At 58.2% G+C, this 21100-nt stretch carries 22 protein-coding genes; 6 read left to right on the forward strand and 16 right to left on the reverse strand.

Features of this window, described 5'->3' with window-relative positions; translation table 11 throughout:
* Window positions 1-21: 21 nt before the first annotated feature.
* The 4 genes from AC0V61_RS01085 to rpmF form a co-directional block, all read right to left on the reverse strand.
* On the reverse strand, window positions 22-321 hold the full coding sequence (locus tag AC0V61_RS01085; RefSeq protein ID WP_486155411.1) for an integration host factor subunit alpha: 300 nt from the start codon (window positions 319-321) through the stop codon (window positions 22-24).
* A gap of 121 nt (window positions 322-442) precedes the next feature.
* Window positions 443-1435 carry a beta-ketoacyl-ACP synthase III gene (locus AC0V61_RS01090; protein ID WP_486155413.1) on the reverse strand — a complete coding sequence of 331 codons (993 nt, stop codon included), beginning with the start codon at window positions 1433-1435 and terminating at the stop codon, window positions 443-445.
* Between the two features lie 85 nt (window positions 1436-1520).
* Entirely contained in the window at window positions 1521-2558 is a 1038-nt protein-coding gene (plsX, locus tag AC0V61_RS01095; RefSeq protein WP_486155414.1) for a phosphate acyltransferase PlsX, read from the reverse strand.
* A gap of 26 nt (window positions 2559-2584) precedes the next feature.
* The gene (rpmF, locus tag AC0V61_RS01100; RefSeq protein WP_486155415.1) at window positions 2585-2767 is read right to left on the reverse strand and encodes a 50S ribosomal protein L32; all 183 of its coding nucleotides are present in this window, start codon (window positions 2765-2767) and stop codon (window positions 2585-2587) included.
* Window positions 2768-3022: 255 nt separating this feature from the next.
* On the opposite strand from rpmF, the gene AC0V61_RS01105 reads away from it, so the two are divergent.
* Window positions 3023-3421 (forward strand): MAPEG family protein, encoded by a 399-nt coding sequence (locus AC0V61_RS01105; protein ID WP_486155416.1) that lies wholly within the window; start codon window positions 3023-3025, stop codon window positions 3419-3421.
* A 33-nt stretch (window positions 3422-3454) separates the two neighbouring features.
* Here AC0V61_RS01105 and AC0V61_RS01110 read toward each other — a convergent pair whose 3' ends face one another.
* The gene (locus tag AC0V61_RS01110) at window positions 3455-4096 is read right to left on the reverse strand and encodes an MBL fold metallo-hydrolase (RefSeq protein WP_486159415.1); all 642 of its coding nucleotides are present in this window, start codon (window positions 4094-4096) and stop codon (window positions 3455-3457) included.
* A 147-nt stretch (window positions 4097-4243) separates the two neighbouring features.
* Between AC0V61_RS01110 and AC0V61_RS01115 the strand changes: the two genes are divergently transcribed.
* The gene (locus AC0V61_RS01115) at window positions 4244-5527 is read left to right on the forward strand and encodes an NADH:flavin oxidoreductase/NADH oxidase family protein (RefSeq protein ID WP_486155417.1); all 1284 of its coding nucleotides are present in this window, start codon (window positions 4244-4246) and stop codon (window positions 5525-5527) included.
* Between the two features lie 87 nt (window positions 5528-5614).
* On the opposite strand, the gene AC0V61_RS01120 is transcribed toward AC0V61_RS01115, so the two are convergent.
* Both AC0V61_RS01120 and AC0V61_RS01125 read right to left on the reverse strand, forming a co-directional pair.
* Complete coding sequence (locus AC0V61_RS01120; RefSeq protein ID WP_486155418.1) at window positions 5615-5953, reverse strand: hypothetical protein; 339 nt, start codon at window positions 5951-5953, stop codon at window positions 5615-5617.
* Window positions 5950-6612 carry a LexA family transcriptional regulator gene (locus AC0V61_RS01125; protein ID WP_486155419.1) on the reverse strand — a complete coding sequence of 221 codons (663 nt, stop codon included), beginning with the start codon at window positions 6610-6612 and terminating at the stop codon, window positions 5950-5952. Before AC0V61_RS01125 ends, AC0V61_RS01120 begins: the two co-directional genes overlap by 4 nt.
* A gap of 187 nt (window positions 6613-6799) precedes the next feature.
* Between AC0V61_RS01125 and AC0V61_RS01130 the strand changes: the two genes are divergently transcribed.
* Both AC0V61_RS01130 and AC0V61_RS01135 read left to right on the forward strand, forming a co-directional pair.
* Complete coding sequence (locus AC0V61_RS01130) at window positions 6800-7063, forward strand: hypothetical protein (protein ID WP_486155420.1); 264 nt, start codon at window positions 6800-6802, stop codon at window positions 7061-7063.
* On the forward strand, window positions 7053-7499 hold the full coding sequence (locus tag AC0V61_RS01135; protein ID WP_486155421.1) for a hypothetical protein: 447 nt from the start codon (window positions 7053-7055) through the stop codon (window positions 7497-7499). Before AC0V61_RS01130 ends, AC0V61_RS01135 begins: the two co-directional genes overlap by 11 nt.
* Window positions 7500-7516: 17 nt before the next feature.
* Here AC0V61_RS01135 and AC0V61_RS01140 read toward each other — a convergent pair whose 3' ends face one another.
* The 5 genes from AC0V61_RS01140 to AC0V61_RS01160 form a co-directional block, all read right to left on the reverse strand.
* Window positions 7517-8893: an aldehyde dehydrogenase family protein gene (locus AC0V61_RS01140; RefSeq protein WP_486155422.1), complete on the reverse strand. Its 1377-nt coding sequence runs from the start codon at window positions 8891-8893 to the stop codon at window positions 7517-7519.
* A gap of 30 nt (window positions 8894-8923) precedes the next feature.
* Complete coding sequence (locus tag AC0V61_RS01145; RefSeq protein ID WP_486155423.1) at window positions 8924-10582, reverse strand: acetolactate synthase large subunit; 1659 nt, start codon at window positions 10580-10582, stop codon at window positions 8924-8926.
* A 228-nt stretch (window positions 10583-10810) separates the two neighbouring features.
* The gene (locus tag AC0V61_RS01150; protein ID WP_486155424.1) at window positions 10811-11749 is read right to left on the reverse strand and encodes a D-2-hydroxyacid dehydrogenase; all 939 of its coding nucleotides are present in this window, start codon (window positions 11747-11749) and stop codon (window positions 10811-10813) included.
* A gap of 105 nt (window positions 11750-11854) precedes the next feature.
* Window positions 11855-13306: a cysteine--tRNA ligase gene (gene cysS, locus AC0V61_RS01155; RefSeq protein ID WP_486155425.1), complete on the reverse strand. Its 1452-nt coding sequence runs from the start codon at window positions 13304-13306 to the stop codon at window positions 11855-11857.
* Window positions 13307-13343: 37 nt separating this feature from the next.
* Window positions 13344-14006 (reverse strand): nitroreductase, encoded by a 663-nt coding sequence (locus tag AC0V61_RS01160; RefSeq protein ID WP_486155426.1) that lies wholly within the window; start codon window positions 14004-14006, stop codon window positions 13344-13346.
* A 101-nt stretch (window positions 14007-14107) separates the two neighbouring features.
* On the opposite strand from AC0V61_RS01160, the gene AC0V61_RS01165 reads away from it, so the two are divergent.
* Window positions 14108-15145, forward strand: a complete 1038-nt coding sequence (locus AC0V61_RS01165; protein WP_486155427.1) for a toll/interleukin-1 receptor domain-containing protein — start codon at window positions 14108-14110, stop codon at window positions 15143-15145.
* Window positions 15146-15157: 12 nt separating this feature from the next.
* On the opposite strand, the gene AC0V61_RS01170 is transcribed toward AC0V61_RS01165, so the two are convergent.
* The 4 genes from AC0V61_RS01170 to AC0V61_RS01185 form a co-directional block, all read right to left on the reverse strand.
* Entirely contained in the window at window positions 15158-15430 is a 273-nt protein-coding gene (locus tag AC0V61_RS01170) for a hypothetical protein (RefSeq protein ID WP_486155428.1), read from the reverse strand.
* Window positions 15431-15433: 3 nt separating this feature from the next.
* A complete protein-coding gene (gene cobT, locus AC0V61_RS01175) occupies window positions 15434-17272 on the reverse strand; it encodes a cobaltochelatase subunit CobT (protein ID WP_486155429.1) in 1839 nt (612 codons plus the stop codon).
* 99 nt (window positions 17273-17371) lie between these two features.
* Window positions 17372-18025, reverse strand: coding sequence for a fructose-6-phosphate aldolase (fsa, locus tag AC0V61_RS01180; RefSeq protein ID WP_486155430.1), 654 nt, complete (start codon window positions 18023-18025; stop codon window positions 17372-17374).
* 98 nt (window positions 18026-18123) lie between these two features.
* A complete protein-coding gene (locus AC0V61_RS01185; RefSeq protein WP_486155431.1) occupies window positions 18124-18819 on the reverse strand; it encodes a DUF4197 domain-containing protein in 696 nt (231 codons plus the stop codon).
* Window positions 18820-18874: 55 nt separating this feature from the next.
* On the opposite strand from AC0V61_RS01185, the gene AC0V61_RS01190 reads away from it, so the two are divergent.
* A complete protein-coding gene (locus AC0V61_RS01190) occupies window positions 18875-21043 on the forward strand; it encodes a primosomal protein N' (RefSeq protein ID WP_486159417.1) in 2169 nt (722 codons plus the stop codon).
* Window positions 21044-21100 lie beyond the last annotated feature (57 nt).

Raw genomic sequence — 21100 nt, forward strand, 5'->3', positions numbered from 1 at the left:
CCTGCCCAAATCAACTGCGCATTACGCGCCAGCGATTTTCTCTTTTAGAAGCTGGCTGGCGCGGAAAGTCAGGACGCGGCGCGGGGTGATGGGCACCTCAACACCGGTTTTAGGGTTCCGGCCAATCCGCTCATTCTTATCGCGAAGAACGAAGCTGCCAAAGCCCGAAATTTTGACGTTCTCGCCTTTCTCAAGCGCATCGGACATCTTGTCCAATATCGCCTCAACCAGATCGAGCGATTCCGCACGGCTAAAGCCCATTTTGCGATTGATAGTCTCGGCCAAATCGGCCCGGGTAAGTGTGCCAACTGAACGCATCATATGCATGTCTCCAAAAACCGGCGCGACCCTATTAAATGCTGACAGCTTAAGGCTTTTCTTAGCATCGCGCAAACTTATGTGTCGCTATCACGCAATCTTGGCGCGTCTATACAAATGTGCGTCACATTCGGATGAGACTGGCACCCCACGTAAATCCGCCACCCATCGCCTCCATCAACACAAGATCGCCGGGCTTGATCCTGCCGTCTTTGCACGCAGTATCAAAGGCGAGCGGGACAGAGGCAGCGGAGGTATTGGCGTGCCTATCCACGGTCATCACAACGCGTTCTGGTGCTATTTTGAGCTTTCGCGCGGTCGCATCAAGAATGCGCTTATTGGCCTGATGCGGGACGATCCAATCGATTTGCTCGGCAGAAATGTCAGCCTCGTCAATGACTTCCTTGAGCACATTCGAAAGGTTGACAACCGCGTGCTTGAACACCTCTGGCCCGCGCATGCGCAAGTGGCCAACTGTTTGCGTGGTCGATGGCCCGCCGTCGACATAAAGCAAATCATGCTGGGCACCGTTAGCGTGCAGGCGGCTTGCGATGATACCAGCCCCGGTTTTTTGCGCCGAACCGGATGCATCTTGCGATTCCAGTACGATAGCGCCCGCTCCATCACCAAAAAGAACGCAAGTTGAGCGGTCTTCCCAATCAAGGATCCGGCTGAATGTCTCCGCGCCAATGACAAGCGCTCGCTTCGCCATGCCGGTTTTGAGCAACGCGTCTGCCGTTGTGAGCGCGTATAAAAACCCCGAACACACTGCCGCCACGTCAAAGGCAATACCGCCGTTACACCCAAGGGCATCCTGAACTTTGGTGGCGGTCGCGGGGAAGGTGTTATCAGGCGTCGCGGTGGCTAGCACGATCAAGTCGATATCGGCAGCGGTTAGCCCCGCGTTGTCAAGAGCTGCCCTTGCCGCTTTCGTCGCAAGGCTCGAAGTCGTCTCCCCATCGCCTGCGATATGGCGTTGACGAATGCCTGTACGCTCAACGATCCAGTCATCCGATGTATCGACCATTGTTGCCATTTCGGCATTGGTAATGATGCGGCTTGGCAGGGCTGAACCTGATCCTAATATCCGCGAGCCGAGCGTTTTTGATCCTGGCACGTCTGATCTTGGCACATCTGATCGTGGCAAGGGGATACTCCGCTGGCTTTCCGTAACGTTAGGTTGAGGCCGCTTTCGGCGTCTTTCACTTACGTTTCAAGGCCTCTTCACCCAATTCGCCCAAATCATCCGCAATCCGGTCGATCAAACGGTTTTCTAACAGGCGCGCTGCAACAGTAACGGCTTGCGCGACACCTTTGGCGGTGGCGCTGCCGTGGGATTTCACCACAACACCGTTGAGCCCCAAGAAAACAGCGCCGTTGTGGTTGTTGGGATCGAGGTGATGGCGCAGCAATTCGGTCGCTGGCTTAGACACCAGAAAACCGATTTTAGAGCGTAGCGAGCTGGTAAAGGCCTGTTTCAACAGATCGGTCACGAACCGCGCAGAACCCTCAATCGCTTTAAGGGCAATATTGCCAGAGAAACCGTCGGTCACAACCACATGGGTTTCTCCGCGGTTGATTTTATCACTCTCGACAAAACCATCGAAGTTCATCGCAAGGCCCGTCGCATCGGTCAGCAAAGCGGCAGCATCACGAAGGCTTTCTGTGCCTTTGATATCTTCTGTACCAATATTGAGGAGGCGCACGGTCGGGCTTTCGAACCCGTTTACAATTCGCGAATACGCCGCGCCCATAACGGCAAACTGTACAAGATTGCGCGCATCGGCTTCGGTATTCGCGCCAAGGTCAAGCATCACGACATCATGCGGCTCTAGCGTTGGCATAAGCGCCGCCAGAGCAGGGCGATCAATTCCAGGGAGCGTTCGCAGAGCAATCTTGCTCATCGCCATCAAAGCGCCAGTGTTACCAGCACTTACCGCAGCACCAGCCGCGCCCTCTTTCACCGCGTTGACAGCAAGGCCCATACTGGTCGTTTTGGCACGGCGAATGGCTCTAGACGGCAGTTCGTCGCCGCTGATCACGTCATCGCAGTGGAGAATTTCCGATGCGCCAGCCATCCCCGGGTGGCTTTCAAGAGCACGCTCAATGCGCGTCTGATCACCCACGAGAAGAAATTGGAAACTGTCGTGGTCGCGGCGAGCAAGCGCTGCGCCCTCGACCATGGTGCGCACACCTTCATCGCCGCCCATCGCGTCAATAGCGATACGCGGGAGGGTCATGCGCAAATTCCTTTATTAGTGACGGCTCAAATGCCCTTGGGGGCAAGCACCAGACGGCCGTTGTAATAGCCGCAGTGGTGGCACATCGTGTGTGGACGATGCAATTCGCCGCAATTGGTGCATTCAGTGAAAGCTTCAACTTTCAGCGAATCGTGTGCGCGCCGGTTACCACGGCGATGCGGGGAAACTTTTCTCTTAGGGACAGCCATGGCTCAGCCATTTCCTCAAATAAAATCGTTGTCAAAACGCCGTATTTCAGCGCTTTTCAAAGTGTGTCGGTGACGCCCTTAGGCCAAGGCCGCCATGCGCACAAGGTCAATAACCCTCCTACGCCGCGTCCAAGCCTCAATTGGCAGGAAGCCGCGCGCTATACCGAAAATTTCAAAGCTTGCAAGCGTTGCGAAGCGGAGTAGGAGCGGCTAAGATCAGTTGCAGAATAAAACGTAAGAGGGGATCGTATTGGTATGACTGTTTTGCTTCCTGTCACATTGTCATCCGCAGCAGCGGCTGGAATATTGGGTGTTTGGCTGATGCTGCGCATTGGTCGGGTGCGTTTGAAAGAGAAGATCAGCATTGGTGATGGCGGCAATAACCTACTGACCCGGCGCATGCGGGCTCAGGCCAACTTCGTCGAAAATGCGCCATTTGTGCTGGCCCTCATCGCTGCGATTGAGCTGTCTGGCCGGGGCGATCCATGGCTCGCATGGGTTGCGGCAATTTTCTTTCTTGGCCGTATTTCGCACGCCATCGGCATGGATAGCGGTGATGGCCCGCCGACACGCTCAATCGGGATCGCAACCACGATGCTAACCCTGCTGGGGCTGGCAATTGTGGCGGCTCTCATTGCAGCCGGGGTGATGTAGAAAGTGCTCGGGGCGTTCGCTCGAGCGCCCCGTTCAACTCAACACATAATCACTTACAAACGCATTGGTTTTACGCTCTTGGCCAAATGTGCTGGTGGGGCCGTGGCCGGGGATGAAGGTGATGTCTTCACCCAATGGCCAAAGGCGCTTTGTAATCGAATCGATTAGGTCCTGATGATTGCCGCGCGGGAAATCGGTGCGTCCGATGGAGCCTTGAAAGAGCACATCGCCAACGATTGCAAACTTGCTGGGCCCGTGGACGAAGACCACATGGCCAGGCGTGTGGCCGGGGCAATGGATCACATCGAGGGTGAGCTCCCCCACCGTCACCGTATCGCCCTGCTCTAACCAGCGGTCAGGAGTAAAGCTCTTCGCTTCCATCCCATAACGCGCGCCGTCACTGTCGAGTTGTTCGATCCAGAACAGGTCGTCTTTGTGCGGGCCCTCGATGGGAACACCCATTTCCTCCGCCAACATCCCCGCTTGCCCGCAATGGTCGAGATGGCCGTGGGTGATGAGGATTTTTTCAAGGGTCACGCCCGCCTTGGCGATACCATCTTTGAGCTTGTGCAGGTCCCCGCCCGGATCGGTGAGCGCCGCCTTCATCGTCTTGGTGCACCAAATCAGCGAGCAATTCTGCTGCAACGGCGTTACCGGAAGGATGGCGGCCTTCATTGGAGGCATCTTTTGCGTGTCGGTCATGTCATTTGGAATGGCGTGCACGAGGCACAATTGCAAGCGCCCACCAGCCGCGCTTCTAAAAGTAGGTTTCATTCGAAGACCCATTCGCTATGACTAGGCGAAACAGAGAGAAGCAAAACAATGACACTCGCGAGAAAGCTCACACTACCCTGCGGCGCGGTGCTGCCCAATCGGCTTTCTAAAGCAGCGATGACCGAGGGGCTTGCCGATCCGCAAGGCCTCCCCACCCGCGAACTCACCCGGCTCTATAAGATTTGGGCAGAGGGCGGCGCGGGGATGCTTCTTTCGGGCAATATCCAAATCGGCGCCGACCACCTTGAGCGCCCCGGCAATGTCATCATCGACCGCGAACTTTCCGAAGACGAACGCGCGAAGTTTCGCGAGTGGACAGCAGCAGGGACCTCGGGCGGCAACCACTTCTGGGCACAGATCAGCCATGCGGGACGCCAGTGCTTCAAGATCGTCAACCCGCGTCCAAAAGCTCCTTCTGCCGTCAAGGTCGGCATCCCCGGGGGACAGTTTGGTGAACCGGTCGCGCTGGAGGACCACGAAATTGAGGCGATCATCGCCAGTTTCGTTCGCGCGGTTCGCACCTGCAAAGAGGTCGGCTTCACCGGCGTTCAAATCCACGGCGCGCACGGCTATCTCATCTCGCAATTCCTTAGCCCGCGCACCAACATCCGCACCGATGAATGGGGCGGGAGCCTAGAGAACCGCGCACGGCTTCTCACCGAGGTAATCCGCCAATCACGCGAGGCTGTGGGGCCGGACTTCCCCATCACCGTCAAACTCAACAGTGCCGACTTCCAAAAAGGCGGTTTTGCGTTTGAGGACAGCGTGCAAGTCGTCGCGTGGCTTGAGGAACTAGGCGTAGACCTCATCGAAGTCTCAGGCGGTACGTATGAGCAACCCAAACTTCTCGGCATTGAGGGAATGGAGCCAGCCGAAAACCCCGATGTAAAGGCCTCCACCGCGGCGCGCGAGGCGTACTTCGTGGACTTCGCCAAAGCCATGAAAGAGGCGTGCAAAGTGCCGCTGATGGTCACCGGCGGCTTCCGCAGCAAAGCGTCGATGGAACAGGCCTTGGAAAGCGGCGCTGCGGATTTGATCGGCTTAGGGAGGCCCTTGTGCGCAGACCCGGATGGGCCAAAGCGCTTGCTCGAAGGCGAGGCAGCCTTGCACCGCTATGAAGACGAACTCTCGCTCTTCCCCGCCCCCTTACGGTTCCTGACCGGCATCAAGGCCCTGCGCGCAGCAGCAAGCTTTGCAGTGCAATTCTGGTTCTATGGCCAGATCTATGCGCTCGGGCGCACGGGCAAGGCGGATAAGAACCTCTCCGTCTTCGCCGCATGGCGTCAAACCGAGGCGACACATAAGGATTGGCTGAAGCGGCGGCGGGGTTAGTTTTTACCTCCCTCGTCCGTTCGTGCTGAGCCGGTGGCGCTGCGCCACCGGCTCAGCACGAACGGACGTGAAGATGGCATCTCCTAATTAGCCCCAAAACTGGATCGCACCCGCAACCATAATGACTGCACCTGCCATGAGCCGCGCAAGCATTGTGCGGGCAGAACGGCTAAGCACCATGATTGCCACGGCCAACCCTGAAAGCAAAACCACCGCTAGGCCACTCATTAAGTAAGCCTCTTTGCTCGCATACCGCCAATTGCCCGCAACAGGTCCTTGCGCGCCCCAAGGGTAACAATCGGGGCCTGCGCCAGTGGAACCGCAAGCTTGAGCTCCTAGAGCAGAAGGTAAATCAACAAGAATGATGACGGAGATGAGGCTGAAGAATGCGATGGCCACCCAAAGCACTGCGTCGAAGAACCTCATATCCGTCCGCCTTTCCAAACCACGCGCCCAATCACTTCCATCTCATCCGCCGCCACATCTACCGGCGGATACGCTAAATTCTGGCTAAGAAGCGAAAAGCGCCCTGCCCCTGCTTGCGCCACACGCTTCACCATAAGCGTATCGCCAAGGCGCACCACATGCACCCCGTCACGAAAAGGCCTTGGCGCGGTGTCGATCAGGATTTCATCACCATTGTTAAGCAGCGGCTCCATCGAGTCGCCCTCGACCGTGATCGCGGAGAGCTTTGCGCCTTCCAGCCCCTGTTCCGCCATCCACTGGCGCGAGAAGCGGAAGGCGTCGAACATTGCCTCACTTCCCGGAATAGCACCCGGCCCTGCTGATGCCCCGATATTAAGCCTCGGGACGTCGATCCAGTCGGTACCTTGCGTTGCGCGAACCGTAGTATAGGATTTTTCCTTTGCTCCCGACTCAGGCGCACCCAGCTCCGATTCATCCACACCAAAGAACTCTGCAAGCGTCCTGCGATCCCCCTCTTCGAGCTTTCTCGGGCTGCCTTTCTTAATGAATTGCTGAAGGTAAGAGGCGTTTCTTCCGAGCAATTCTGACAGGCTTGCAAGGCTTGCCCCGCGTTCTTTTGACAATTGTGCCAAGCGGTTACGCGCATCTGACTGGCTCATATTCAAACCCCTTTCGGTGAGAATGTAGGAATCATCCTTACCAAATCCTTCCTACATCAAAGATTTTTCCTAGACAAGTAGGAATTGGAGTGGAACATTATAGGAACAACGAGCGATCTCGCGGTGCAGGCCTTGAGCTCGGTGAAATGGATGAAACTCACCGGACGGACCTACAAAGGGGATCAAAATGTTGATTCGAAAAGTTGAAAGCTTCCTGCAAACCCACAAAATGGCCGCGACCAAGTTTGGCCGCCTTGCCGCGCACGATCCGCGCTTTGTGCTTGATCTTCGCATGGGCCGGATACCGCGCCCGCAAACCGAAGCGCGCACGCTCAAATGGATGCAAGAATACAGCGCCGGGCACTGCTTTGAAGCGCGCCCGCATTCTTTCCGCGTGGCCGCCAATGGCATGCCCGCAATCGAAGTGAAGGGATTTCGTTATGCTGCTTGATCCGCAAACCATCGCTGGTGCGCCTTTTGGCAACGCACTGGGCACGCTGTTGGGCGGCCCTCCGCTGGAAACCAAATCTGCTCAACCCAAAGCCAAAAACGGCCCTCACCCCATGCGTGGGCGCCGGACCACGGCGGATCGTTTGCGTGCGGCGCTTCTTGAGCTTGCTGGAGGCGTGGGCACCTGCGTTGGCCACGAAGAAAAGGCGTGGAGTTCAATCACCTTTGCCGGAACGCGCCACGAGATCACTTTGCGTTTTGAAGGCGCAGAGGCGGTGGCGCAGGGCGAAGAGCTGATGGAAATCCTGCCTGAGCATGAGTTCGCTATCCCCGGCCAATTGGTCGCCGATGCGAGCATCCGCGAGGTCGATCACCGCTTCGGCATGCACGAACGGCTGACGATTACTGCGGTGTTGTTACTGCTGGAGGAGAGCTGAGGCTCTCCCCCAAAACATCACCCGTTAATTACGATCATCTTTTCAATCGTCATTTCGTGCATCGTGTAAGGAATGCCTCCGGTGCCGTGGCCTGATGTTTTCAGCCCGGCAAACGGCATCCAGTCCACGCGGAACGCAGAGTGGTCGTTCACCATCACGGCCGAGGCGTTGATGTTGCGATAGGTGTGCATTGCGCCCTTGAGATCGTTGGTGAACACCGCCGCCTGGAAGGACACGTCAAGGCTGTTGGCTTGCGCAATTGCATCATCCACGTCATCATAGGTGTAGATGCAGACCACGGGTCCAAACACTTCCTTGGTCGAGACCTTCGCGTCTTTGGGCGGGTTCAAAAGCACGGTGGGCGCATAGGTCGTGTCGGAGAGCTTTTCGCCCCCGCACAGGACCTGCGCCCCACCGTCGCGCGCTTCCTCGACCCATTCGGCCACGCGGTCGGTCTCGGCAGGCCGGATTAGCGGCCCGCATTCGGTATCCTCGGCGGTTGCATTGCCGACTTTCAATTCCTTGGCCTTTTCCGCCATGCGCGAAGAGAGTTCATCGACGATGGAAGAGTGCGCGAAGATACGTTGAACCGAAACGCACACCTGGCCTGAGTGGTAGAACCCGCCCTTCATCAGGGCAGGCACCGCTGCATCAAGGTCCGCTGTCGCATCGACGATCACTGGGGCAACCCCGCCATGCTCCAAGGCACACCGGGTGCCGGGTGAGAGCTTGGATCGAAGACCCCAGCCAACGCCTGCCGAGCCGATGAAGGTGAAGAAGGCGACGCGCGGATCGGTCACCATCTTCTCAGACGCCTCACGCGAAGGCGCAACCGCTTTAGCCCACTCCTTGGGAAGACCCGCCTCGTGCAGGATGTCGATGAATTCAAAACACGACAGCGGCGTATCGCTAGCAGGCTTGACGATCACGGGGCACCCGGTCGCCACGGCTGGCGCAACCTGATGTACGATGAGGTTGAGCGGGTGGTTGAAGGCCGAAACCGCCACCACCGGCCCGATTGGCTCACGCGTGGTCCAAGCAAACCGCCCATCGCCCGAAGCGCTCAGCCCCATGGGGATTTCCGTACCCCGCACATTGCCAAGGTCCTCGATGCAAAGCTCAACGCCCTTGATCGCCCGGTCCGCCTCAACGCGAGCATCGATCAAAGGCTTGCCGCCTTCATTGGCGATCTGAAACGCCAGATGGTCGCGCCGATCCTTCATGATCTCCACAACCTTCTCGAGGATGCTCGCGCGCTCATGCGTTTTCATCCAAGTCGAGCGGTCCTCGGAAAGCTCATGCGCACGAGCCAGAAAGGCGTCGATTTCGTCCCACTCGGCCTCAGGCACCTGCCCGATTTCGGAAAGGTCGAAAGGGTTGACCACAGTCTTCATCGTCATCTCCTGATGAGAGCGTGTGCGAGCTTAGAGCTCGGCGCTCAGTTTCTTGATGTCGTGGTTCAAGATTTGGTCGTTTTCCGAATAATCAACCGGGCAATCAATAAGATGCACGCCCGGCGTATCGCGGCAGTGTGCCAACACTTGGGTTAGGTGCTCAGAGCTCTCCACCCGGTGACCATGACCGCCGTAGCTTTCCACATATTTGACGAAATCTGGATTGTTGTACGTAAGGCCAAAGTCCTCAAAGCCCATATTCGCCTGCTTCCAGCGGATCATGCCGTAAGCGCTGTCGTTGAGGATCAGCACGGTGATGTTGAGACCGAGACGAACCGCGGTTTCAAGCTCTTGGCTGTTCATCATAAAGCCGCCGTCGCCGCACACTGCCATCACATGGCGATCAGGATAAAGCATGGCGCTCATCATCGCAGACGGCAGGCCGGCACCCATGGTCGCAAGCGCATTGTCGAGCAGAACCGTGTTGGGCAGATAGGCGGTGTACCCACGCGCAAACCAGATCTTGTAAACGCCGTTGTCGAGGCAAATGATGCCATCGTGCGGCACACAATCGCGCACTTGTTTTACAAGGTGCGGCGGGAAGATCGGGAAACGCGTATCGTTTTCGAGCGGCTCTGTGTGAGCAACTTCTGCAGCGCGGTAGCTCAGCATTTGGTCGAAATTCCAGCTGCGGTTTGGCGAGATGTCTTCTTTCATCTGCCAGATTGCATTGCCGATATCGCCGATGACTTCGATCTGCGGGAAGTACACGGGGTCAACTTCTGCCGTCTTGGTCGAGACGTGGATCACGGTGACGCCGTTGTCGTGCATGAAAAACGGCGGCTTTTCGATGACGTCGTGGCCAACATTGATGATGCAGTCTGCCGCTTCCACCGCGCGGTGAACGAAGTCGCCTGCCGAAAGCGCGGCACAGCCTAGGAATTTGGGATGGCGTTCGTCAATCACACCCTTGCCCATTTGCGTGGTTAGGAAGGGGATGCCCGTTTTCTCAACCAATTGCTCAAGCATGCGGCCAGCTGTCTTGCGGTTGGCGCCAGCGCCGATGACCATAATCGGGTTCTTCGCCTTCTCGATCGCCTCGACCGCCGCTCGAACCGCTTTCGCTTCAGCCGATGGGCGGCGCGCAACGCTTTTGGGAAGCGGGTGCCAGTCAGTCGTGGGCTCTTCTGCGATATCTTCGGGCAGCTCGATCAAAGTCGCGCCGGGCTTTTCCTCTTCGGCGAGGCGATAGGCTTCACGCACGCGGCTGGGGATATTGTCTCCGGCTGCAATCTGAATTGAATATTTGGTGACAGGTTCCATCAGGGAAACAATATCGACGATCTGGAAGCGGCCCTGCTTCGACTTTTTGATCGGCTTTTGGCCGGTGATCATCAGAACCGGCATCCCGCCAAGCTGAGCGTAGGCAGCAGAGGTCACAAAGTTCGTTGCACCCGGCCCAAGCGTTGCAACGCAAACGCCGGTTTTGCCGGTGTGACGGCCATAAGTCGCCGCCATAAAACCAGCGCCTTGTTCGTGGCGCGTCAGGATCAACTTGATCTTATCCGAGCGGCCCAGCGAATCGAGAAAATCGAGGTTCTCTTCGCCCGGCACACCAAAGATGTACTCACAGCCTTCTGCTTCCAGACATTCGATGAAAACGTCGGACGCTTTTTTGGTATCGGTCATATTCGCAAATTCCCCCCGTTGGGCGAGTGAAACACACGGTTACACGCCCGCAAAAATCATGCGTTCTAAGGAAGGGCGGTATTCTGCCGAGCGCAGACCTAACCAGAATGAACCATGCCCCCCACAGTTCGCGCTTCGCAGCTCTCATGAACCACTTGCGAGACCCTGTATTGCAGGAATCCGCCAGAATCCAAGTGCACAATGCACATTTTGCAATTGGGAGAGGGGCTAATAGCCCAATTTAGGGTCGAAAATCGGGGCGACAGGCTCACCGCGAAGGTACTTTTGCAGGTTCTCAAGGAACCGCTCAGCGCTGCGGATAAACATCATGTTCTGAGCGCGGCCAGAGAGATGCATTGAGATATGCGCGTTGTCGAGGGTCCAGAGTTCGTGGTCCTCAGGCAGCGGCTCGGGGGTGGCCACGTCAAGAAACGCGCCTTCGATTGAGCGGCTCTTAAGCGCTTCGATCAAGGCCGGCTGGTCGACCACTTCGCCGCGGGCAATGTTCACCAGCACGCACTCGCGTTTCATCGCAGAAAGTTCATCCGCGCCGATCATGTTCGCGGTCTCAGGCGTTGAGGGAACGGCCAAGATGACCCAGTCAAACTCGCCCAATTTGCCGCGCCACTCATCTGGGGTGAGTACGCCGTCCCCGCCAGAACGGCGCACGACGGTGACTTCCACATCAAAGGCTTCAAGACGCGGTTTGATGAGTTTGCCAATCGCTCCGTAGCCAAGAAGCAGTGCCTTTGAGCCTGCGAGTTCGCGCTTGCCGGGACTATCGAACAACCATTCGCGCCGTTCAGCTGCGCGCATGACTTCGCGGTAGCCTTTGGCGATATTGAGCATACCCATGATGGTGTATTCGGCGATGGTGATCGCGTTGATACCAACGCCGTTGGTGACCGTAATCCCGCGATCAATCAGCACATCCATCGGCAGGAAATCGAGCCCGGCGTAGATGGAATTGAGCCATTTGAGATCGGTGGCTGCGTGGAGCGCTGCGGCCATCGCAGGCTTCTCGTTCATATCGAACCAGCCGATTTCCGCGCCCTTGACCGCTTCGAGGGCTTCCTCGTGGGTCATAAACCAACTGACTTCGAGGTCTTTGGGAAGCTGGGGTTCGAGGAGGGGGCGGATGAGGCCAGATGCAGCGAGTTTGGTCATTGAAATCTCTCTTATCGTCATGCCGGACTTGATCCGGCATCCAGCTTCTTGGGTTCGGGTTAGTAGTAAGCTGGACCCCGGATCAAGTCCGGGGTGACGTATAATTTAGATGTCCAACTTCCAATCCCAGCCGAGCGGATCGCCGTCCATAACGTCCACGCCTTTGACAGCAAGTTCATCGCGGATCGCGTCAGAGGCGGCAAAGTCCTTCTCGGCGCGCGCAGCTTTGCGGCGGACAAGCGCGTCTTCAATCTCATCCTCGCTGATTTCGGCGGAGACAGGGCGGATGCGCAGTTCTTCACGGGTAAGTTCAAACAGCTGCAGGCCAAGAACCGCATCCATATGCTCGACCACAGCCCGCTTAATCTCAGGCGCGACCTTCTTTACCGCTAAGGCGTCTTCCAAAGCGGTTAGCGCGACCGGTGTGCCCAAATCGTCTGAGATTGCGTCGTCAAACTTGGCAAGGGACGCTGCAAATTTCTGATGCTCCGCCACCGGCTGGCTTGCCGCATCTTTCAAACGCTCCGCCGCCATCACCATGCGTTTCAAACGAGTAAGCGCCGCCTCGAGCCCTTCCCATGAGAACTCCAACTCAGAGCGGTAATGCGCCTGCAAGCACATCAAGCGATAGCTTAGCGGATGAAAGCCTTTGTCGACGAGCAATTGCAGCCGCAGAAACTCGCCAGACGACTTCGACATTTTGCCAGACCGCTCGACAAGGAAATTGTTGTGCATCCAAATGTTGGCGCCCGAATTGCGCGCTTCGTTAAGCCCTTCACCCCCGCAGCATGAGAACGCTTGGTTTTGCGCGATTTCATTGGGGTGGTGGATTTCGCGGTGGTCAATCCCGCCGGTGTGAATGTCGAAGGGGAAGCCAAGCAGCTTCTCGCCCATGACCGAGCATTCAAGGTGCCAGCCGGGCGCGCCTTTGCCCCATGGGCTATCCCACTCCATTTGGCGCGTTTCGCCCGCCGGGGTTTTGCGCCAAATCGCAAAGTCGCCCGCATTGCGTTTGCCTTCAAGCTTCTCAATCCGGCCCTCACCTTCTTCGGTGACGGCACGTGCAAGCTTGCCGTAATCCGCGACGGTCGAGATATCGAAATAGAGACCGCTTTCGAGCTCATAGCAGTGCTTGTCCGCCATGCTTTTGCCCCAAGCGATCATTTCTTCAACATATTCGGTGGCGCGCGGGTGCTGCTTTTGTTGGACGTTCAGGCGCGCCAGATCGGCTTCAAAATCGGCTTGATAAAAGGCGGCGATATCCCAGGCGCTCTTGCCTTGGGTGGCAGCCATTTTCTCCATCTTGTCCTCGCCCTCATCCGCATCAGAGGTAAGGTGTCCGACGTCAGTGATGTTGATCACATGGGTGAGTTTGAGCCCCTTATACTGAAGCGTGCGGCCAAGCGTATCGGCGAACACATAGGCGCGCATATTGCCGATGTGCTGATAGTTGTAGACCGTTGGCCCGCACGAATAGACGCGCGCCTCGCCTTCGTGAACGGGGACAAAGGCTTGAGTTTCGCGGGTCAGCGAGTTGAAGAGTTTAAGCTCAGACATGGTTGGGCGCTTTTATGCGAGCGCGCCGCATGGTCAACTATTCAAAGCCGTGAAAGCTGACATGTTCGTCCAATGGCACCCGCTCACGCTCAAAATTGTTGAGCGGTGCGTCGGGATCGCGGTAGCCAATCGCCATGCCGCAAAAGAGCATGTAGCGCTCGTGATCGAGGCCAAGGTGATCGCGGATCGTGTTCGCGTACATCGCCATCGCCTCTTGATAGCAGCTGTCGAGGCCCTCTTCGCGAAGAAGCAGCGCCACCGTTTGCAGCCACATGCCGGTGTCCGACCATTGCGGCTCTTTCATAAAACGCGGGAAGTATGTGAACATGACCACTGGCGCGTCAAAACTGGTGGTGTTGCGAGCCATGGCTTTCATGCGTGCTTCGGTGTCGTCGCGCGCAATCCCCATCGCGCCAAACATCCCAGCGCCCACCGCGTGAAGGCGCGACTTATAGGCGTCTTCTTGTTCTGGAGCCGTCCAGTCATATTCCGGCTTTTGCGGGCCGTTTTCAATGATCTTGGCCTGGAGCGCTTTAAGCGACTCCCCGGTGACAACAGCGGCTTCCCAAGGCTGAAAATTACAGCCTGAAGCGGCCCAACGCGCGGTGTCGAGCACACGCCGGATGGTTTCAAGCTCGACTTTTTGGTCGGTGAACATGCGCACAGAGCGACGGCTGGTTACAGCTTCGGTTACATTCATGAGCGCAGTGCTAATGCTCCGCGGCTTTAAGAGCAAGCCGCTTGCATCAACCACACCCTACCGCTTATTGTGATGCCCGCAACGCATTGCCGGGGGGATCAGTGCCTGACGTTTTCATTTCCTATTCGCGCCATGACAAAGAAGCGGTCGCACGCCTCGCGCAAAAGGTCGAGGCGGCGGGATACGACGTTTGGTGGGACGCAGAACTGCCGCCACACAAAAGCTATGGCGATGTGATCACAGAGAAGATCGGCTCGGCAAAAGCGGCAATTGTTGTGTGGTCTGAAACGGCATCGGCAAGCGAATGGGTGCGCGCCGAAGCAGACGTTGCCCGCAATCAGAAGAAGCTTATTCAAACAGCGCTCGGCGACATAATCCCGCCTTTGCCGTTTAACCAGATCCAGTTCGCAGACATTGGCGATTGGCAGGGCGAAGACGACCACACCGGCTGGCGCAAGGTTCTGGCGAGTCTCAAAGATTTGTGCGGAGAGCGCGCTGGGGCGGCTGTTGCCGGAGCAGCGACAGCGGCAAGTGTTGCCCCACCACCTTCACCCCCGCCTCCTCCTCCACCCGAGCCGGTCGCTGAGGCCTCCACCCCATCGAAGTGGCCGCTGTTTGCAGGGATTGGGATTGCCACGCTCGCGATTGTGGGTGTTGGCGCGTTTATGCTGGGTTCCTCTGGCGGCGAGACACCTTCTGGCGAAACCCCGCCGCTTGTTGCTTCCGAAGAACCCGAAGCCCAAGCGAGTGAGACACCGGACGCCGCGCCAACCGAGGTGGTAGCTGAACCAGAGCCCGAACTCGCCCCACCGCCAAGCGTTTCCGCAGCACCGCGCGGTGGTCAATCGGGCGGCCAATCAGGCGGACGCAGGGTCGCATGCTATTTCAGCACGCCGGTGGGCGAATATGACGGGGCATGCGCCTTTAGGGCCAAATCAGGCGGAGACTTTGTCACCACCAGCCTCGACGGGCCTTATCTAGAGAACATCAACCAAATTGGTCTTGATGTAACCGGCGAAGGGATCGGCGTTCTGGAAATCTACGGCGACGCCTTTGTTACCGAGCGCTTCGACGTGCGTCGCAGCACTCGGGACCGCGCGTGTTGGGAAGGCGAAATGGTAGTGTTTTGCGCGCGATGAATTTGACCAAATTTAGGCCAGTCCAGCGAATATTGCCGCCGTACCTAACACTACCGCTAAAGCCCCCAATCGCCGAATGGTCTTATGGCTAAGATCAAATCTGGGCTGATAGGCTTCGAGTTCGCGTCTCTCTTCAAAATAGGCCTCTGGCGCACCCTCATCGAGTTCCTTTAAGCGCCGAGCATGATTGCGCTTCGATTCTGTGATGAGCGTCTGTGGAGCGATCACCGCACCCACGCCCATAACAACCATAGCGGCACCCAAACCGATGATTCCAATTGCCATGACCTAACGCCGCCTCACACCCTTCTCATCCTCAAAGAGCTCTGCAAGCTGCTCCATGATCGTACCGCCAAGTTGCTCGACGTCCATGATCGTCACTGCGCGGCGGTAGTAGCGGGTTACGTCGTGGCCGATGCCGATGGCGACGAGTTGCACAGGGCTGACATTCTCGATCCAGTCGATCACGCCGCGAAGGTGGCTTTCCAGATAGCCGGCTGAGTTCACGCTGAGCGTCGAATCGTCCACCGGTGCGCCGTCGGAAATCACCATCAGTATGCGACGTTCTTCGGGGCGATAGACCAGCCGCGAGTGCGCCCACAAAAGCGCTTCGCCGTCGATGTTCTCTTTGAGCAGCCCTTCGCGCATCATCAGGCCGAGATTGCGGCGCGCGCGGCGCCATGGCTCGTCGGCCTGCTTGTAAATGATGTGGCGAAGATCGTTGAGGCGGCCCGGACCCTGCGGCTTGCCATCGGCAAGCCACGCCTCACGGCTCTGCCCACCTTTCCACGCCTTGGTCGTAAAGCCGAGGATTTCGGTCTTCACGCCGCAGCGCTCCAACGTGCGCGCAAGGATATCGGCGCTGATCGCGGCAATCGAAATCGGCCGCCCGCGCATCGAGCCCGAATTGTCGATCAGCAAGGTCACAATCGTGTCCTTGAACTCAACATCGCGCTCGACCTTGTAAGACAGCGCGGTACCAGGCGAGACGATCACGCGGGACAGGCGCGCTGCGTCCAGAACGCCCTCTTCTTGGTCAAAGTCCCAGCTGCGGTTTTGCTGCGCCATCAGGCGGCGTTGGAGGCGGTTTGCGAGCCTTGTCACCACGCCCTGAAGCCCGGTTAGCTGGCTATCGAGATAGGCGCGCAGGCGGTCCAGTTCCTCGGCATCACAAAGCTCTGGCGCTTCGATCTCCTCGTCGAATTTCTCAGTGAAGGCCTTGTAGTCGAGACCTTCGGGAATGTCGGCTTGGGGGCGATTGGGGCGTGTGGGCGCGTTGGAGGCATCGCCATCTTCGCCGGGTTCCCCTTCCTCAAAGTCCTCATCGCCCTGCATCTCGGCCTCGGTGTCACCGTCAGCCTCGCCCTCTTGCATTTCGCCTGCAACATCGGCGGCGTCGGGTTCGGCCTCGCCCTCTTGCTGCTCGTCGCCAGCGTCCTCTTCGTCCTGACCATCGTCCTCGTCGGAATCGTCCTCGTCGGTTTCGTCAGGCGTTTCGGTAGGGCGCGTCAGATCGAGGTCGCGCAGCATATCGAGCGCGAGTTTCTGGAAGGCTTCTTGGTCTCCAAGGCTATCTGCAAGCGCGGACAAATCGCCACCCACCGCCTTCTCAATTGCCTCGCGCACAAGGCTGAGGCCCGTCACAGCGCGGTCTGGGATGGCCTCTCCGGTGAGCTCCTCACGCACCATCAGGGCTAGCGCGGTTTGCAGCGGCACTTCGGAGGCGTTTTGCGCGCGGGTGATGCCGTCGGAATTGAGGCGCATCTCGGTTGCGTCGTCGAGGTTTGCCTTGATCCCGTCGAAGCGGTTTGCGCCCAGCGCCTCGTAGCGCACCTGCTCAATCGCATCGAAGCATGCGCGCGCGACCGGCTCAGGTGGTGCGTTCACGGCGTGGAGCCCTGCATCATGGTGGCGCAGTTTCAGCGCGAAGCTATCGGCAAAGCCGCGCGCTTCACTTACTTGCTCAGACGGCAAATCGCGGCCTGGCAATGGCACTCTAAAACGGTTGCCAGACGCGCCGGGCACATCGGCGCTCCACGCAACTTCGACCTCTGCGTCTTGAGCGATGGCGCGGGAGGCTCCGGTGAGCGCTTGTTTGAATTTATCGAGGGGAGTTTCTTCAGACATCGCGTGGGTCATTAGCAACTTGTGATCTCCTGCGAAAGCAGGAGTCCATCATCGAAGCTTCAGGAGTTGGACTCCTGCTTTCGCAGGAGATCACGGAGGTCAAATAATCGACTGCCCCGTTGCTTCCCAATCCTTGAGGAAGCCTTCGATGCCTTTGTCGGTGAGCACATGGTTGAACAATGCATGGATCACCTTGGGCGGCGCGGTCATGACGTCTGCGCCGATCTTCGCGCTTTCGAGCACGTGGGTGACGTGGCGAACGCTGGCGACAAGGATTTCGGTCTCAAAGCCATAGTTGTCGTAGATCAAGCGGATATCTTCGATAAGGTCCATGCCATCAAAGCCATTGTCATCGTGACGGCCCACGAAAGGCGAGATGAACGTTGCGCCCGCTTTCGCCGCAAGCAGCGCTTGGTTCGCTGAGAAGCACAGGGTCACATTGACCATCGTGCCCTCGCCCGTCAGCGCCTTGCAGGTCTTGAGGCCGTCAACAGTCAGCGGCACTTTGATGCAGACATTGTGGGCGATTTTGCGAAGGACCTCGGCCTCTTTCATCATCGTTTCGTGATCGAGCGCCACGACTTCGGCGCTCACCGGGCCATCGGTGATGCCGCAGATCTCTTTGGTCACTTCCATAAAGTCGCGGCCCGATTTGTGGATCAGCGAAGGGTTGGTCGTGACCCCATCCAAAAGGCCCGTTGCAGCGAGGTCCTTGATCGCATCAATCTCAGCGGTGTCGGCGAAGAATTTCATCAGCTCGGCCTTTCTCAAATGTGTTTCGGTGTCCGCTTGCCCATCTCACAAAAGATTCGCAACTGAAGGAGCAAAGAGGCTCGGGGAATTCTTATCCGCTATAGAGAGCGGCCTAACCCAAACACACCGATCAGAAGCGGGTCATTGGTGGCTTGGGGGTTCGAGCGGATGAGCGCCTCCTCATAGCCAATCTCGTTCCAGATGGCATCGTCGATATTGCCCGCAAAGCCTTGGACAATGCCGCTGATATCGGCCCCGCTCACCTCGCGCAGCAGTTGCGAAACCGCAGGGTTCGACGCAATCCGAAGAGCATCGCCAAGCTCTGGCACCATCTGTTCGACCAAGCGCCCGCCAAGCTCACCGCGCAGCGCGCTCGTTGCCGCTTTAGGCCCGCCGCGCACCAATTCTACAGCGTTAGCAAAACCGATAGTGCGCACAGCCTCGGTCACGATTGGAGCGGCTTTAAAGGATGCATCGACGGCAAAGTCGGCAAAAGCGTCTTCCAATTGGTCCTTTACCAAAGTCGAGGTGAGAATGCGGGTCAGAACGCTACCGCGCGATCCCAACATATCGCCAAGGCCAAGCTGTGCGACTTGGCTATCCCAGAACCCGCCTTGCGCCGTCAGCCGAGCAAACGCATTTTCACTAGAAAGCAGGAGCAATCGGCGCACCGCCTCGGTTAGGCTAAGGCCAGGAACACTGGCGCACGCTGGCAGAGTGAGCGCGGCTGAAAGCACGAGCCCGCCGCTCAGGAATTGACGCCTTCCAAACGGACTTTGATGTTCTTTGTGCATATCTGCCTCTCCTCAAGCTGGCATATCCATCGCGCGCGGCATAGTTATGTTTGCGATGCAACGCGTTCGCCTTCTTGTCCTTAATGCAGCACTTGGGGCCCTTGATTACAAGTTGGCCAATGGAATGACTGTGGAAGCAGGCAGCGTGGTTGTCGCTCCGCTAGGCCCGCGCACGGTGACGGGGGTCGTGTGGGATGAGGGGCGATTGCCGGGCGCTGAGGTGGATGCGTCCAAGCTTCGCGCGCTTCGCGAAGTGGTGCCGGTTCCGCCGATCTCCGCCCCGCTTCGCCGCCTGATCGAGTGGACGGCTGAGTATTACTGCGCGCCTTTGGCAAGCGTTGCCCGGATGGTATTGTCGAGCGGAGGCGCCTTGGGTGGCCCGACAACGACCACCGAATATCGGCTGGTCGAAGGCGCAGTGCCTGAACGTATGACGCCCCAACGCGAGGCGGCGATTGAGCTTCTTCAAGGCGAACAAGGCATTTTGCGCGAACTTGCCGACATTTCAGGAGTGTCCACCGGGGTCTTGCGGGGCCTTGTAAACCAAGGGGTGATTGAGCCAGTGACAGTGGCGATTGATCGGCCTCATGAACCAAGCGATCCAGACTTTCATCAACCCGCCCTGTCCGACGATCAAATGCGCGTTGCCAAGACCCTCGTGCAAGCGGTTGAAAAACGAGCGTTTGAACCCTTCTTGCTCGATGGCGTCACTGGGTCGGGCAAAACCGAAACCTACTTTGAACCGGTGGCCGAGGCGCTGCGCATGGGGCGTCAGGTCTTGGTGTTGCTCCCCGAAATTGCGCTGACCGAAAACTTCCTCACCCGGTTTGAGCAGCGCTTTGGCACGCCGCCGGTGCAGTGGCACTCCTCCCTTAAGTCAACCGAACGTCGCCGCGCATGGCGCGCGATCAGCGAGGGCTCTGCGCAGGTCATCGTTGGGGCGCGGTCCGCGCTATTCCTCCCCTATGCAAACCTTGGCCTTATCGTCGTCGATGAGGCGCATGAGATCAGCTTCAAGCAGGATGACGGCGTGCGCTACAATGCCCGCGATGTCTCGGTCATGCGCGCGCGGTTTGAGAAAATCCCTGTGGTTCTGGCGAGCGCAACACCAGCGCTTGAGAGCCTCCACATGGCCAACAGCGGGACATACACCAAGCTGGAGCTCCCCAGCCGATTTGGCGGCGCGACGCTCCCCGAGATCAAACTCATCGACCTCACCGAGTATAAACCCGGCGCAGGGTGCTGGCTGGCAGAGCCGCTTGTGGAGGCGCTGCAAAAACGGCTGGAGGCAGGCGAACAATCGCTCTTGTTCCTCAACCGCCGTGGCTACGCACCGCTCACGCTTTGCCGCAATTGCGGGCACCGGTTCCAATGCCCCAATTGCAGCGCTTGGTTGGTCGAACATCGCCTGTCCCGCCGCCTCTCTTGCCACCATTGCGGGCTTGAGGGACCGGTGCCTGAGCAATGCCCCGAATGCGGTGAAAGCGATTGCCTAGTCGCCTGCGGTCCCGGTGTAGAACGCATCGCGGATGAGGTCGCAGAACGCTTCCCCGATGCGCGGGTTGCTGTCGCAACCTCCGACACCCTCGGCTCCCCCGAACGCGCCGCCGAATTCATCGCCAAGGCCGAAGCCAAAGCTATCGACGTCATCGTTGGCACGCAGCTCGTCACTAAAGGCTTCCACTTCCCAGAACTCACCCTTGTGGGTGTGGTGGACGCTGATCTAGGCCTCGAAGGCGGAGACCTGCGAGCTGCCGAACGCACGTACCAACAGGTCGCACAGGTCGCAGGGCGCGCAGGCCGGGGCTCAAAACCGGGCGAAGTCCTGATCCAAACGCGTCACCCCGAGGCAACGGTTATCGCCGCCCTAGCCGATGGCGACCGCGATGGGTTTTACGAGGCCGAAACCGAGGCGCGCCGCGAGGCAGGGGCCCCGCCCTTTGGCCGGTGGGCCGCGATCATCCTGTCAAGCGAAGACGAGCGCGAAGTGCGCGATAGCGCGACGCGCATGGGCCACGCGCGCCCTCATCTTGACGATGTGATGATTTTAGGCCCCGCGCCCGCCCCCATGGCGCTTTTGCGGAACCGCTACCGCTATCGCTTTCTCATCAATGCGCGGCGCAGCGCTAACCTTCAAGCAGCGCTCAGAGACTGGCTCGCCGCCCAAGAATTCCCGCCCGGAGTGCGCGTGGGTGTCGATATAGACCCCTACAGTTTCGTGTAAGAACACCCTTGTTTACATTGGAAGTTGTTGGCATCCTCTTCCTCCAAGATTTACTTT

The organism is Erythrobacter sp. JB1-4 (genome assembly GCF_057365025.1).

What these genes read in the sequence shown, in the direction of transcription:
- AC0V61_RS01085 (WP_486155411.1), bottom strand. Translation starts at nt 321, where the DNA reads ATGATGCGTTCAGTTGGCACACTTACCCGGGCCGATTTGGCCGAGACT.
- plsX (WP_486155414.1), bottom strand. Translation starts at nt 2,558, where the DNA reads ATGACCCTCCCGCGTATCGCTATTGACGCGATGGGCGGCGATGAAGGT.
- rpmF (WP_486155415.1), bottom strand. Translation starts at nt 2,767, where the DNA reads ATGGCTGTCCCTAAGAGAAAAGTTTCCCCGCATCGCCGTGGTAACCGG.
- AC0V61_RS01105 (WP_486155416.1), top strand. Translation starts at nt 3,023, where the DNA reads ATGACTGTTTTGCTTCCTGTCACATTGTCATCCGCAGCAGCGGCTGGA.
- AC0V61_RS01110 (WP_486159415.1), bottom strand. Translation starts at nt 4,096, where the DNA reads ATGAAGGCCGCCATCCTTCCGGTAACGCCGTTGCAGCAGAATTGCTCG.
- AC0V61_RS01115 (WP_486155417.1), top strand. Translation starts at nt 4,244, where the DNA reads ATGACACTCGCGAGAAAGCTCACACTACCCTGCGGCGCGGTGCTGCCC.
- AC0V61_RS01120 (WP_486155418.1), bottom strand. Translation starts at nt 5,953, where the DNA reads ATGAGGTTCTTCGACGCAGTGCTTTGGGTGGCCATCGCATTCTTCAGC.
- AC0V61_RS01125 (WP_486155419.1), bottom strand. Translation starts at nt 6,612, where the DNA reads ATGAGCCAGTCAGATGCGCGTAACCGCTTGGCACAATTGTCAAAAGAA.
- AC0V61_RS01130 (WP_486155420.1), top strand. Translation starts at nt 6,800, where the DNA reads ATGTTGATTCGAAAAGTTGAAAGCTTCCTGCAAACCCACAAAATGGCC.
- AC0V61_RS01135 (WP_486155421.1), top strand. Translation starts at nt 7,053, where the DNA reads ATGCTGCTTGATCCGCAAACCATCGCTGGTGCGCCTTTTGGCAACGCA.
- AC0V61_RS01140 (WP_486155422.1), bottom strand. Translation starts at nt 8,893, where the DNA reads ATGAAGACTGTGGTCAACCCTTTCGACCTTTCCGAAATCGGGCAGGTG.
- AC0V61_RS01145 (WP_486155423.1), bottom strand. Translation starts at nt 10,582, where the DNA reads ATGACCGATACCAAAAAAGCGTCCGACGTTTTCATCGAATGTCTGGAA.
- AC0V61_RS01150 (WP_486155424.1), bottom strand. Translation starts at nt 11,749, where the DNA reads ATGACCAAACTCGCTGCATCTGGCCTCATCCGCCCCCTCCTCGAACCC.
- cysS (WP_486155425.1), bottom strand. Translation starts at nt 13,306, where the DNA reads ATGTCTGAGCTTAAACTCTTCAACTCGCTGACCCGCGAAACTCAAGCC.
- AC0V61_RS01160 (WP_486155426.1), bottom strand. Translation starts at nt 14,006, where the DNA reads ATGAATGTAACCGAAGCTGTAACCAGCCGTCGCTCTGTGCGCATGTTC.
- AC0V61_RS01170 (WP_486155428.1), bottom strand. Translation starts at nt 15,430, where the DNA reads ATGGCAATTGGAATCATCGGTTTGGGTGCCGCTATGGTTGTTATGGGC.
- cobT (WP_486155429.1), bottom strand. Translation starts at nt 17,272, where the DNA reads ATGTCTGAAGAAACTCCCCTCGATAAATTCAAACAAGCGCTCACCGGA.
- fsa (WP_486155430.1), bottom strand. Translation starts at nt 18,025, where the DNA reads ATGAAATTCTTCGCCGACACCGCTGAGATTGATGCGATCAAGGACCTC.
- AC0V61_RS01185 (WP_486155431.1), bottom strand. Translation starts at nt 18,819, where the DNA reads ATGCACAAAGAACATCAAAGTCCGTTTGGAAGGCGTCAATTCCTGAGC.
- AC0V61_RS01190 (WP_486159417.1), top strand. Translation starts at nt 18,875, where the DNA reads ATGCAACGCGTTCGCCTTCTTGTCCTTAATGCAGCACTTGGGGCCCTT.